This is a genomic window from Mesorhizobium sp. M0621 (assembly GCF_040320745.1).
Taxonomy (GTDB): Bacteria; Pseudomonadota; Alphaproteobacteria; order Rhizobiales; family Rhizobiaceae; genus Mesorhizobium.
Genome location: NZ_JAMYQF010000010.1, coordinates 60,329 through 73,226, shown reverse-complemented (window position 1 = coordinate 73,226; position 12,898 = coordinate 60,329). Strand labels below are relative to the sequence as shown.

General features: G+C 60.9%; 12 protein-coding genes. All 12 read right to left on the bottom strand.

The features are described from left to right. Nucleotides 1-473 precede the first annotated feature (473 nt). Nucleotides 474-749 carry a hypothetical protein gene (locus NKI38_RS09855; RefSeq protein ID WP_352656851.1) on the bottom strand — a complete coding sequence of 92 codons (276 nt, stop codon included), beginning with the start codon at nucleotides 747-749 and terminating at the stop codon, nucleotides 474-476. A gap of 477 nt (nucleotides 750-1,226) precedes the next feature. Next, nucleotides 1,227-2,879: a fatty acid--CoA ligase gene (locus NKI38_RS09850; RefSeq protein ID WP_352656848.1), complete on the bottom strand. Its 1,653-nt coding sequence runs from the start codon at nucleotides 2,877-2,879 to the stop codon at nucleotides 1,227-1,229. A 99-nt stretch (nucleotides 2,880-2,978) separates the two neighbouring features. Further along, nucleotides 2,979-3,959 (bottom strand): 3-hydroxyacyl-CoA dehydrogenase NAD-binding domain-containing protein, encoded by a 981-nt coding sequence (locus NKI38_RS09845; RefSeq protein WP_352656845.1) that lies wholly within the window; start codon nucleotides 3,957-3,959, stop codon nucleotides 2,979-2,981. Nucleotides 3,960-3,961: 2 nt separating this feature from the next. After that, a complete protein-coding gene (locus tag NKI38_RS09840; protein WP_352656842.1) occupies nucleotides 3,962-4,906 on the bottom strand; it encodes a 3-hydroxyacyl-CoA dehydrogenase in 945 nt (314 codons plus the stop codon). Nucleotides 4,907-4,982: 76 nt separating this feature from the next. Continuing rightward, a complete protein-coding gene (locus tag NKI38_RS09835; protein ID WP_352656839.1) occupies nucleotides 4,983-5,768 on the bottom strand; it encodes an enoyl-CoA hydratase in 786 nt (261 codons plus the stop codon). A 70-nt stretch (nucleotides 5,769-5,838) separates the two neighbouring features. Next, on the bottom strand, nucleotides 5,839-7,065 hold the full coding sequence (locus NKI38_RS09830) for a CaiB/BaiF CoA transferase family protein (protein WP_352656836.1): 1,227 nt from the start codon (nucleotides 7,063-7,065) through the stop codon (nucleotides 5,839-5,841). 41 nt (nucleotides 7,066-7,106) lie between these two features. After that, entirely contained in the window at nucleotides 7,107-7,910 is an 804-nt protein-coding gene (locus tag NKI38_RS09825; RefSeq protein WP_352656833.1) for an enoyl-CoA hydratase-related protein, read from the bottom strand. Nucleotides 7,911-7,980: 70 nt separating this feature from the next. Further along, nucleotides 7,981-9,201, bottom strand: coding sequence for an acyl-CoA dehydrogenase family protein (locus NKI38_RS09820; protein ID WP_352656830.1), 1,221 nt, complete (start codon nucleotides 9,199-9,201; stop codon nucleotides 7,981-7,983). Between the two features lie 53 nt (nucleotides 9,202-9,254). Then, on the bottom strand, nucleotides 9,255-9,623 hold the full coding sequence (locus NKI38_RS09815) for a hypothetical protein (RefSeq protein WP_352656828.1): 369 nt from the start codon (nucleotides 9,621-9,623) through the stop codon (nucleotides 9,255-9,257). 60 nt (nucleotides 9,624-9,683) lie between these two features. Further along, a complete protein-coding gene (locus NKI38_RS09810; RefSeq protein ID WP_502899285.1) occupies nucleotides 9,684-10,556 on the bottom strand; it encodes an alpha/beta fold hydrolase in 873 nt (290 codons plus the stop codon). A 119-nt stretch (nucleotides 10,557-10,675) separates the two neighbouring features. Further along, nucleotides 10,676-12,013, bottom strand: a complete 1,338-nt coding sequence (locus tag NKI38_RS09805; protein WP_352656824.1) for an NAD(P)/FAD-dependent oxidoreductase — start codon at nucleotides 12,011-12,013, stop codon at nucleotides 10,676-10,678. A gap of 133 nt (nucleotides 12,014-12,146) precedes the next feature. Further along, nucleotides 12,147-12,890, bottom strand: coding sequence for a sensor histidine kinase (locus NKI38_RS09800; protein ID WP_352656822.1), 744 nt, complete (start codon nucleotides 12,888-12,890; stop codon nucleotides 12,147-12,149). Between the last annotated feature and the right edge of the window lie 8 nt (nucleotides 12,891-12,898).

The window sequence follows — 12,898 nt, the reverse complement described above, 5'->3', positions numbered from 1 at the left end:
ATTTCCGCGAGACTCGCCTTATCCTCCGACAGACGCCCTGAAACGCTCGTATAACGTATGTGAATGCGCTCGGGGAAGCCGCGTTTGCCCTCGCCGATTCCTATGTTTGTGAGGAGGAGCTTGTCCGAGATCCAGCGAGCGAGCTTATCGACTGCTGGCTTTGTCGTCCGTGCCTGCGAGAGGCGGCGGAAAATATCGCGTCAGGTTGGCGTCCGGCTGTCGTTCAGATTGTCCTGGGTTTTGGAGACGAGAGCGGCCAGCCATGAGGCAGTCCCGGTAGTGAACAAGGATGTCGGTCCGGCGAGGGCTCACAAGCCCCCATCCAGGCACAGATTTGGAATCTTGGCAGCTGATTCCTGTAGACTAACATGAATTTTTAAGCAACCAGCAGACACTCCCACGCAAGCTAAGATAAGTTGAGGGGCAATGGCGGGCCAATCGGCCGCGCCATTTTGTTCGATATGAACGCAGTCCTAGTTGTGGCCTCCGAGTGTATTCACGTTCGCGCAGAAGGCGGTGAACGGTTGCTCTATCTCGCCTGCGCATTCACCCTTCATTTGTGCCTGCTTTTCCGCCGGCATGCCAAAGAAGACGGCCTTAAATTCCTCCAGCGGCTTCATGGTTTTCATGCTGGTGTCGGTGTAGAACGGCCTCATGGTGTTCGGCTCCTTCAGTGCGCCGGCCAGCGCCTGACCACCAACAGTGGAAAGGGCAAGTGTTACGCCAAGACAGATAGCTTTGATGTTCATAGATGTCTTCCTTCTCAGATATGCGTTCCCCAACGACAGCCAACGTTGGTACCGATGAAATAGACATCATTCCGGCTGTCGTATTTCCTGCAGGCGCGCGTTTTGTCTATTTCTGCCTGAAAGGGGCACAAAACGCGCCGCTTCGTTCTGGGGAAACCCTGCCGACTGCGCTCGAGGACAGCAGCAGAACTACGCAGGATTAGTTGCCTGCTGCCATTTTTTGAATTCACGCTTCGCACAGCTCTCTCGATGAGGGCTGTCAATGCCTTTTGGCAGTGTTTCGTAGATCGCGTGGCAACGCTTGACTTCAGCAAGCCGGTCCGCTGTGACATCCGGCGCAGAACCGAAGGTGGGATCGTCTTGTCCTCCGACGTAACTAATTATCAGTTCGGCTTGGTCCCAGGTCGCTGACTGTAGTGATAAGCAGCCACGTCCACGGCTCTGCGCTGCGGCATCCTTGGCGCGATCGCAGATGAGCTAGAGTTCGCCGTATTGCTCTCTGAGCTTCTTCTTGTCGAACTTGCCGACGCTTGTCTTGGCCAGTTTGTCGACAAACAGGATCTTGTCGGGAATTCCGAATTTCGACATCACGCCGGCATCGGCGAAGGCTTTCAGATGCGCCTTTATCTGCGTATCGCTGACATTGCTGCCGGTGTGTGCGTCCCGGATGATGAGCGCCAGTGGCCGCTCGCCCCATTGGTCGTCCTTGACGCCGATGACAGCGGCTTCCGATACACCCTCGCATTGCGAGATAAGATCTTCGAGCTGCAGCGATGACACCCATTCGCCACCGGTCTTTATGACGTCCTTGATCCGGTCGACGATGCGGACGTATCCGCCGGGCTCGACGACGCCGATGTCGCCGGTGTGCATATAGCCGCTGGCCCACAACTGCTCTGACGCTTCGGCATTGTCGACATAGCCCTGCGTGAGCCACGGCGCACGCATGACAATTTCGCCCGCCGTTTTTCCATCATGCGGCAGTTCGCTCCAATCCCTGTCGAGCAACCGGATGTCGACCAGCGGCGCGGCCATGCCGGCCTTGGTGCGGATATCGATCTCCTCATCGGAGCCGCCTGTCAGATCCGCGGATTTCACCTGCGCCAGGCAAAGCAGCGGTGCGCTCTCCGACATGCCGTAGCCGGCATAGACGTCGACGCCCAGCGCCAGCGCCTGTCTGGCAAGCCCCTTGGGCAGTTCGGATCCGCCGATCACCATCTTCAAGCCGGCGAGATCGGTGTTTGCCGCCGTGGCCGCGCCAAGCAGCATCTGCAGGATCGTCGGCACACCATGCGTGAAGGTTACGCCTTCGGTCTTGATCAGCCTGAGAAGCACGGCCGGATCGTAGCGTCCCGGATACACTTGCTTGACGCCGGACAGCGTCGCCGTCCACGGAAACCCCCAGGCGTGCACATGAAACATCGGAGTGATCGGCATATAGACGTCGTCGCGGCAGAACCGGCCTTGTTTCGCAGCACTGCCCAGGAAAGCCATTTCAGCGAGCGAATGGAGCACTAGCTGGCGATGGCTGAAGTAGACACCTTTCGGCGCGCCCGTTGTGCCGGTCGTATAAAAGGTGGTGGCGCGCCTGTTCTCGTCGAAGTTCGGGAAATCGTAGTCGGGCGAAGCGCCGCGCAGCAGCTCCTCATATTCGCCGGCGAAGGAAAGCCCACCTGTCGCAGGCGTCGTTCGGTCCGACATCAGGACCAACGTCTTCACTTTGGGCAGCTGCGGCTTGATGCCTTCAAGAACCGGGACGAAGTCGTCATTGACGAGAAGCACCGACGCGCCCGCGTGATCGATCGTATAGGCGATCTGTTCCGGCGACAGACGCACGTTCACCGTCTGCAGGACAGAGCCCATCATGGGAACGGCAAAGTAGGCTTCCAGGAACCGGTTGCTGTCCCAGTCGAGCACGCCGACGGTGTCGCCGGCGCGCACGCCAAGCCTGTCGAGGCTGTACGCGAGCCGCCCGATGCGCTCGCGCAGCTGGCGGTAGGTGAACCGCGTCCTGTCCCGATAGACGATCTCCTGATCGGGCGCCTGCAGGAGCGGCGTGTGCCACAGCTGCTTGATCAGCAGCGGATAGTGACAGGCGGACCCGGCGACTTGTATGGGCGTTCCGGCCATGGCGGCGTCCTCAGGGATATGTCGGGCGTCAGCGCTCGAAGGCGAGGACGCCGGCCAAATGGCTTGATGGTGGCGGGCCTCACTTGGCCCGCCTCGGTTCTAGGCGACGCGATTAGCCTTGCTCGACCGCGCGGCGTCTGCATCCGCCTTGTTTCGCAATTCCAGAAGTCCAAGCAGGACCTCGTCACGCTCGGCGGCGAGACCGTCGATCGACCGCGAGCCTACCTCGGCGTGGACGCCATCGATCAGCTTCTTCTGCAGTTCCGGCGTCAGTTCCGGCGAACCAAGCACCTTCCACCAGGCCGACATAGGACCGGTGAATTGCTGCAGGAAATGCTCCATGCCGCCCTGTCCGCCGCCGAGATGGTTGAGCAGTACCTGACCCATGATTCCCCACCGCAGCCCCGGTCCCCAGGAGACCGCGGTGTCGGCGTCGGCGACGCTGACGACGCCTTCGCCAACCAGATGATACACCTCGCGGGCAAGCGCTGCCTGCAGGCGATTGGCGACATGCCCGGGCACTTCCTTGTGCAGGCGGACCGTTTTCTTGCCCAGACCCGTGTAGAATTCCGATGCGCGCCGGATCGTCTCCTCGGATGTCTTGGCGCCGCCGACGATCTCGACCAATGGCACCAGATGCGGCGGGTTGAACGGATGCGCGATGACGCAGCGTTCGGGGTGGTTCGGGCAGCCTGACTGGATCTCACTCATTGTCAGGCCAGATGAGCTCGAGGCGATGATCACATCGGACGGCAGCAGTTCGTCGAGCTGGCCGTACAGCTTCTTCTTGAAGTCGATCCGCTCCGGTCCGTTCTCTTGGACGAGGTCGGCGCCCTTGACGGCCTCCGACATATCGGCGCTAAAGGTCAGCCGCATTGGCGAGGCCCCTGGGGCGAGCCCCAGCCTGTCGAGCGCCGGCCAGGCCGCGTCGATGAAGCGCCGCAACGACGCTTCCGCATTGGGGGCGATATCGGTCGCCACGACATCGAGGCCCTTTGCCAGGAATTGCGCCGCCCAGCTCGCGCCGATGACACCCGTACCGATAATGGCGACCTGAGAGATCAGTTTGCTGCCAGCCATGGTTATTTCTCCTTCGAGGGGATTTCGGCGTAGGCAATGCCGGTGAGGTTACCTTGGGCAAAGAGAAACGCCCGGTTCTTGGAACCATCGAGCTGTGCGACATAAACGGAGCCGCCGAGGTCGGTGAAGAACATCCGATTGCCGGGAACGTCGAGCGCGATACCGATGCCTTCCATCAGATCGCTGACAAGGAGCTCAGGTCCGTATCCATTTCTGGCAGGCGCATCGATCGAGGCACGATTGACCGTGTTGCCGGCGGGCGGATTGCCGCGATCCGTCCAGTAGAGAATGCGGCTTTCGAGATCGAGCTCGAGATCGATTGGCTCAGGCAGCTCATCGAACCATGTTTCGATGTCCGTGCGACTGGCGGCGTCCTCGCCCTTGGGTATCTCTATACCAGCCCGGAAGATGCAGCCGAGGCCGGCATTGTCTGGACCCTTCTGCGTCCAATAGATGTGCCCACGCACCGGATCGATCGTAATACCGACGCACCATTTGGTGAGATCTCGGCTGTCGTCTTCGCCCTCACCCGCCTGGACCAGCGTCTCGACATTGGTGCCATCGAGGTTTGCACGCATGACCCGCATGCCCTCGCGGTCGCACCAGTAGAGCTTGCCGCTCCGCTTCTCCAGGTGGATCTGCTTGGGCGTGTGGGTGACGCCCTGGGGGACGATGACCTTGCGATTGCCGCCATCGAGGTCGGCGCGTTCGATGGTGCCGTCGTTGAGGTTGGGCACGCCCATATTGGTCCAGTAGATATGGCCGGCCTCGACATCGACCACGATGCCATCAGGAACCCGACAGCCGGTGACGATGACCTCCGGGCTAGAGCCGTCCGAATTCATCGCGTGAATGCGACCACCACTCGCCTCGAGAACGAACAACCGGCCAACAGTGTCCTTGCTGCCCGATATTAATTTCGACTTCGTCGCGGAAGCGTCGTTCATGGATCTCTCCTTTCACGGCCTGGGGCCTCGATGCCACAGTGCGGCATCCCTGCACATTCGATCGTCGCCAACGGCTCTAAGCTGCCGCTGGAGGTTTCTTGGTTTTGGTGAAGTCAGGAGCGCGCTTTTCCAGAAAGGCCGTCAGTGCTTCCTTCGCCTCCCCGGAACGGACATGCACGCTGAACGCCTCGTTCTCGGCCTGCATTGCCGCCTTGATCTGTTCGCGGAAGGGGCGCTTCAGAAGTCGCTTGGACGCTTGCAGCGCACCAGCCGGTTTCGCTGCCAGCTTGCGCGCCGTTTCGGTCGCCACCGGCAGCAGGTTCTCATCGAGCACGACCTGCGTGGCTAATCCTAGCTCCACGGCGCGCCTAGCATCGAACGCCGATCCCAGCAGAATCAGCTCAGCAGCGCGAATGTGCCCGATCGCAGCCGGAACGGCGTAGCTCGAGCCAAACTCCGGCACCACGGCAAGGTTGATGAACGGCAGCTGGAACCTGGTGCTTTCACCCGCATAGACGAAATCGCAGTGCAACAGCACGGTGGTTCCGCTACCGATCGCGGCGCCGCGCACGGCCGCAACGATCGGCTTGCCGAAATCAGCCAGCGCATTCATGAGTCGGGCCTGGGGAGATTCTCCAACGCCTGGAGGATTCTTCAGAAAGTCCTGGATATCGTTGCCGGCGCTGAAAGCATCCCCTGCGCCATGCCAGAGCACGACACGTATGCTCTCGTCCTTGCACGCTTCATTGAAGATGTCCGCGAGCTTGGCATACATGCTCGAAGTCAGCGCGTTCTTCTTTTCCGGCAGGTTGAGTTCAACGCGAAGTACGCATTCGGACTGTTCCGTGACTATCTCGTCCATCGTCGTCAGTTTCCGTTCGTCCAAGATTCGCTTGAGCTCGGCAAAGCTCGAGCAGCTTCGATACCCCACTCTAGGCAGCTCGGCCTGGCGCCTTCGGAACGGTGCTGCTGGCGCGCAAGGTGTCTATTTCGCCGGTGTTGAAGCCGAGCTGCTTCAGGATCTCCTCGCTATGCTCACCAAGCTCGGGCGCGCGACGGGCCGGAGCCTTGGCGACGCCATGCACCTGCAGGGGGCTGCCGATCGTCAGGTTGAGGTTGCCGCCGGCGCCCTCAAGCGGCACGACGATGTCGTTGGCCCTGAGTTGCGGATCTTTGATCACGTCGGCGGGCGCTTGCACCACGCCAAAGGTAAGGTGGGACTGCTCGAAGATTTCGCGCCAATGCGCCATCGGCTGCGCAGCAAAGGTCTCGTCCAGGATCGCGGTGAGCTGCCCTGAATTCGCCGCCTGTTTCGCGGGGTCGGCGAACCGGGCATCCGTCAATAGATCCGGGCGGCCAATGCCGTTGGCCAGAGCCGGCCATTTGTCCGGTGTGAGCACGATCAGGAACCATGTCTCGTCGGCCGCCCGATAGACATTCAACGTCGCGTTCGGTGGGTTGGCCCGATCGTGCAGTGGAAAGAATGTGGCGTCGGCAAGCGCGGCCTGCGCCATAACTGAGGAGGCCCAGACACCGGCGGCAAGCAATGAAGTGGTGACGTACGAACCCTTTCCGGTCCGCTCGCGCCGGTAGAGTGCGGTGACGATTGCCGAATAAAGGCTGACCGCCGTCGCATGGTCACCGCTGCCGGTGACCGGGAACGTCGGCGGGGCACCAGCATCTCGGGTCAGCGACAGCAGGCCGCTTCGGGCCCAGTACGCCGTGAGGTCAAATCCCGGCAGCTGGGCGTCAGGCCCGCTATCGCCGTAGCCGGTGACGTCCGCATAGATCAGGCGCGGATTCCACGCAGCGACATCGTCATAGCCGAGCTTGAGTTTTTCGCGCGCTGGATGAGGCGTATTGACGATCAGGACGTCCGCCCAGATGACCAGCCGCCGCAAAACTTCCTGCGCTTGCGGCGACTTCAGATCGAGCGCCAAGCCGCGCTTGTTGCGATTGTTGAGATGCCATGGATAGTTGTCTTTTGACCGGGGCTGCGGCGGGACCTTATAGCCAATCCGCCATGTGTCGCCGGTTGGCGGCTCGACCTTGATGACGTCGGCGCCAAAGTCGGACAGGATCACCGCGGCGGCGGGCCCCGCGATAAAGCTGGCCAGGTCCACCACCTTCAATCCTGCGAAAATGTTGTCGGTTGCCATCTGGTCTGTCCTTTCTGAATTGCCGTGAGCGTCGGGTATCTTCAGCGTCCACGAAACTGTGGCGCGCGCTTCTCGAGGAAGGCGGTCGTGCCCTCCTTCTTGTCCTCGGTTGCGGCGCAGAGCCCGAAATAGGAGGCCTCGAGCAGCAGGCCTTCGCCTTGGCTCGTCTCCATCCCCTTGTTTGTCGCTTCGAGCGCGAACTTGATGGCGATCGGAGCGTTGGCGGCGATCTTCCCCAGGATCGCCTCGGCACGGGTGATGAGTTCGGCGGCTTGAACAATCTCGTTGACCAGCCCGATCCGATACGCCTCCTGCGCCGTGATCATCTCGCCCGAAAGGATGAGCTGAAGGGCGCGGCCCTTTCCGACCAGCCGCGGCAGTCGTTGCGTTCCACCGCCACCGGGTACCAATCCCAGTGTGACTTCCGGCTGGCCGAACCTCGCCGTTTCCACCGCAATCCTGATGGTGCAGGCCATCGCCGTCTCACAGCCGCCCCCGAGCGCAAATCCGTTCACGGCTGCAATCACCGGCTTGCCGAGATTCTCAACGAGATCGAGCACCCCCTGCCCGAAGCGACTCGACTGTTCAGCCTCGACCGCTGATACCTGCGCGAGTTCGCTGATGTCCGCGCCGGCGATGAAAGCCTTGTCGCCGGCACCCGTCAGAATGACACCGCGTATCGCGGCATCGTCCCGAGCGTCCTCGAAGGCCTTTCTCAAATCTGACCAAGTAGGCGTATTGAGCGCGTTGAGAACCTTTGGGCGATTGACGGTGACGTAGGCAATTGCGCCCTTCTTCTCATAGAGGACGTTTGCGAGCGCCAGGCCCGCCGCTTCAACGGCCATGATCAATCTCCTGCTTAGGAAAAAAGGGGGGCGAGCCAGGGTGGGGGGAGCGACCCTGGCTCGCCGCTGCTCACACGAATGCGCCAAGGCCGGTGATGGCTTTGCCGACGATCAGATTCTGCATCTGATAGGTGCCTTCGTATGAGTAGAGCGCTTCGGCGTCGTTGAAGAAGCGCGCCACATTGTAGTCGGCGACGATGCCGTTGCCGCCGAGCAACTCGCGGCCCCACGAAACCGTCTCGCGTGACTTTGCCGTGCAGAACGCCTTGGCCAGCGAGGCGTGGTGGTCGGCAAGCTTGCCTTCGTCATCCATCTGTGCCAGGCGGACCATCATGCACTGGCAAGCGGTCAGGTTGGCGAGCATCTTGGCAAGGATATCCTGCACCATCTGGAACGAAGCGATCGGCTTGCCGAACTGCAGACGTTCCTGCGTGTATTTCAGCGTTGCCTCGAACGCGCCCATCTGGATGCCGGTCGACGCCCAGCCGACCATGTAGCGCGTCATCCGCAGCACCCGCGCGGTATCGCGAAACGAGTTGCCGCCCTGCAGGCGGTTGGCTTCCGAAACGCGGACATCCTTCAGCGTAATGACGCCGTTCTGGACGACCTTGAGCGCGATCTTGTGCTCGATCTTCTCGACGCTGAATCCCGGCGTCGTCTTGTTCTCGACGATGAAGCCCTTCACCTGATTGTCGGCGAGGTCGCGCGCCCAGATGATCGACACGTCGCACCACGTCGCGTTGCCGATCCAGCGCTTCTGGCCGTTGAGCACCCAGGTATCGCCCTCGCGTTTGGCGGTCGTGGTCAGCCCTCCGCTCGTTCCGGAACCGACCAGTGGCTCGGTCAGGCCGAAGCAGCCGATCTTTTCCCAGCGCGCCATCGGCGGCAGCCACTTCTGCTTCTGCTCCTCCGACCCATCGAGATAGATCGAGCCCATGGCGAGGCCGCTATGCACACCGAAGAAGGTGCAGAATGAAGCGTCAACGCGTGCCAACTCCATTGCGACAAAGCCGAACAGCTTCTGGCTCCCGCCGGCGCAGCCGTAGCCCTCGTATCCAAGGCCGCCGAGTCCCAGCTCTTTGAACGAAGGCAGCAGTTCAAAAGGAAACGCGTCGTCGGACCAGTATTTGTTGATAATAGGCTGGACCTTGCTCTCCATGTAGGCCCGCACCTTCTTGACCACCCCCAATTCATCGGGGGTGAGGACATCAACAAGCTGATAGAAGTCGCTATTCGGCGCCGGCAAAGGCTTCGCCTGCTTGTTTTCCCTGGGTGCGGTTGCCACTGCCATCCTCGTTCTCCTGCTCGATTGTCCCGATCTCTCGGAATGAAGTGTGAGCAGGATTATGGCTTCTGCCCGCCCTTTCCTCTTGGACAACTCTGCGGCGGGTAGGACGCCCATGCCCGATCTTGTGACAGGCTTCGAAATGACCGGTGGCGCTGTTGCGCTGCGCGGGCGAATGCCTTCTCACGCTCGGTGTAGAGATGTTTCGGCTTGTGTTTGCACGCCAGCTCGCAGTCGCAGCCGGGGCCTTCGCGGTCACAAAGCTCAATGTACTCAGGTTTGTCACCCTCCCCCTCTCCTGACTGAATGAGCAACGCGAGTCTGAGGATGTCGTGCAGCAGAACAGACAGGCCAATCGCCAGATGGTCGGCGGCTTCCCTGAGCGTCGCTCGATCAAAACCATCGTTAATCGTGGACTTCCTGGTCATTCCCGTGCTCCTGCATCTGCCGCGCACTTCAACCGGTTGCGACACGTATTTGAGAATGGGTTAGGAGCGTATGAACGCGAGCAGGTCCGCATTGATTACGTCGGCATTGGTGGTCATCATGCCGTGCGAGAAACCGGGATATACCTTGAGCGTGCTGTTCTTAAGCAGCTTGGCCTGAAGCAATGAGGCGTCCTTGTAGGGTACGACCTGGTCGTCGTCGCCTTGCATGGCGAGTGTCGGCACCTTGATCGCTTTCAGGTCTTCCGTCTGGTCGGTCTCCGAGAAGGCCTTGATGCCCTGATAATGGGCGTTGGCGCCGCCCATCATGCCCTGGCGCCACCAATTCTGGATTATTCCCGGGGCAACCTTCGCACCCGGCCGGTTGAAGCCATAGAACGGCCCGGATGCCACATCAAGATAGAACTGCGACCGATTGGCGGCCAGCGCCTGGCGGAGCCCGTCGAAGACTTCAATCGGCGTTCCGCCGGGATTGTTTTCGGTCTTGAGCATGAGAGGCGGAACAGCGCTGATCAGAACGGCTTTGGCGACCCGGCCCTGCGGTTCACCATACTTCGCAACATAGCGGGCCACTTCGCCGCCGCCTGTCGAATGGCCGATGTGCACGGCGTTCTTCAGGTTGAGATGCTCACTCACAGCTGAAGCATCGGCTGCATAGTGGTCCATGTCGTGACCGTCGCTGACCTGCGTGGAGCGGCCGTGGCCGCGGCGGTCGTGGGCGACGACGCGGAAGCCCTGGGCGACAAAAAACAACAGCTGCGCGTCCCAGTCGTCCGAGCTGAGGGGCCAGCCGTGATGAAACACGAGCGGCTGAGCGCTTTTCGGTCCCCAATCCTTGTAGAAGATCTGTGTGCCGTCTTTGGTCTGAACGAACGTCATGGTCTCGGCTCCTTGTTTCCGAATGGCGGGGTTCATTGCTGATTGAGCGACAGTGGCGAAGGGGGGGAGAAACGCCGCTGTGGCGGCCGCAGTGCCGACAAGCAGGGCTTTCCGCCGGGAGATCGACGTCGCATTACAATTTTCGTCTTTTTGCTTCATGCGGAATTCCTCTTGGAAACGATTGTTGGTTGTGGCGCTTCAGAGATCAGCCGCGAGCTGCGCTGGCCGGTCAGATACGACCACAGCCATTGCGATTGAACTCGCCAACGGTTCTGAAGTTGGGGGAGAGCCAATAGGTGAACGAAGGCCCATATGAACCAGGTCAGGAAGCCAGCCGTTTTCACACGACCGGCCTGCAGAATGGCGTAGTTTTTGCCGACGACAGCCATGTTGCCCTTGTCACGGTAGCGGAACGGCCGCTTCGGCTCGCGCCCCTTGATCTGATCGGCGATCAGACGGCCGACATATCGCCCTTGTTGGATGGCCGCTTGCGCGACGCCGGGTACGGGTTTTCCATCCTGCTGTATGGACGCCGCATCGCCGACCACGAATATGCCGGGTTGACCCGGCAAGTTGAGGGAAGGCTCGACCAGTGCCCTGCCCGCTCGGTCCGTTTTGGTGCCGAGCATCTGGATGATCGGCGATGCGGCCATGCCAGCCGTCCACAACACGGTCGCACTTGGAATTCTTTCGCCTCCCGCGATCACGCCGTCAGCATCGACACGGTCGACCTTGACGCCGAGCAGAACCTTGACGCCGAGCTTGGCGAGGTGCCTGGCGACTCTTTTCGACAGTGACGGCGCAAAGCTCGGAAGAACTCGGTCGCCTCCCTCGATCAGGGTGATCGCGCTGGTTGCCGGATCGATCCGCCTGAAATTCCCACGCAGCGTCACCCTCACCATTTGTGCGATCGACGCCGCGAGCTCGACACCGGTCGGTCCGGCGCCGACGAGCACGAAATTCATCTGCCGCGCGCGCTCATTCTCATCCTCGGTCGCCTCGGCCATTTCGAAGGCGCTTAGAATCTTGGTTCTGATCGCCTCCGCGTCGGCGAGAGTCTTGATCCCCGGCGCAAAGGCAGCGAACTCATCATGGCCGAAATAGCTCGGGCGCGTACCCGTGGCGACGACGAGGAAATCGAATTGCACCTTGCGGATGCCGATCCCAGGATAGAGGGCATCGATCGTGCGATTCGGCATATCGACGCCGACGACGTCGGCCAGCATCACATCCAGATTGGCCTGCTTCGCCTCCAACTGCCGGATCGGCGCCGCGATCTCGGACGGCGCGAGCACGGCGGTCGCCACCTGGTAGAGCAACGGCTGGAAGATATGATGATTGCGGCGATCGACCAGAACCACGTCCGCATCGGATCGCTTGAGGGCCCGTGCTGCTGCAACGCCGGCAAAACCGGCACCCAGGATGACGACTCGCGGCCGCCTTGTGTGCGAACAATTGGCGTCAATTTCAGTGGGATCAATCTCGGCCAACATCGCTCGTCACCTCATGACTCCTGCATCTGGCCGAACTGGCGGCCATACAAATGCGATACCTTCCCAATGCACATCCTGCTTGTACCGACGTGCCGCGAGCGGAATGGTTTTGCGGCGATCGGATGGTGGCAATTCACATCACCGGCAGCCACAGATCGACGGTCGTGCCGCGGTGAGGCGCACTGGCGATCGACAGCCCGCCGCCCTGACGCTCCATGACCTGGCGCACAGTCGCCAGGCCGAGGCCGGTTCCATTTGTCTTGGTTGAGAAGTGAGGATCCCCCGCCATCTCCAGCGTGGCCTCATCCATTCCGTTGCCGGTGTCGGCGACGGTGAGGCGGATCATCGAGTTGCCGCCGCGCACCGGCCCGGCGGGGTAGCAGTCCTGAGCAACCGCGATGGTCACACGCCCGCCTTCCGGCATCGCGTCACGCGCATTCAAAACGAGATTGAACAACACCCGGTCCATCAATTGTTGGTCGATGAAGGCCTTAGGAATATTTTCGGCGATGTCGAGATCAAGACGAATGCGTCCTGACAACAAGCTTACGAGCGGCGCTTCGAGCCGTCGCAGAAGACTACCGACATCGACCCCGGCAAGCTTGACCGGTTGGGGACTTGCAAAGTCCACCAGTTGCCGTGCGAGCGTCTTGGCGCGGAAGGCACAGTAGATCGCGCCGTCAATCCTTTTCAACTGCCGCGCCGTTCCGGCCCCGCGACCTTGCATCTCCTCCAGCACAGACACGATCGGCGTCAGCAATATATTGAAATCGTGAACGATGGAGGCAAGCGACATGCGCGGAACGGGAACTGATACCAGGCAAATATCATCGTCAGCGACGCGCTGCCCAAACGTCATGTTGAGATTGTCGGCCATGGCTTCTC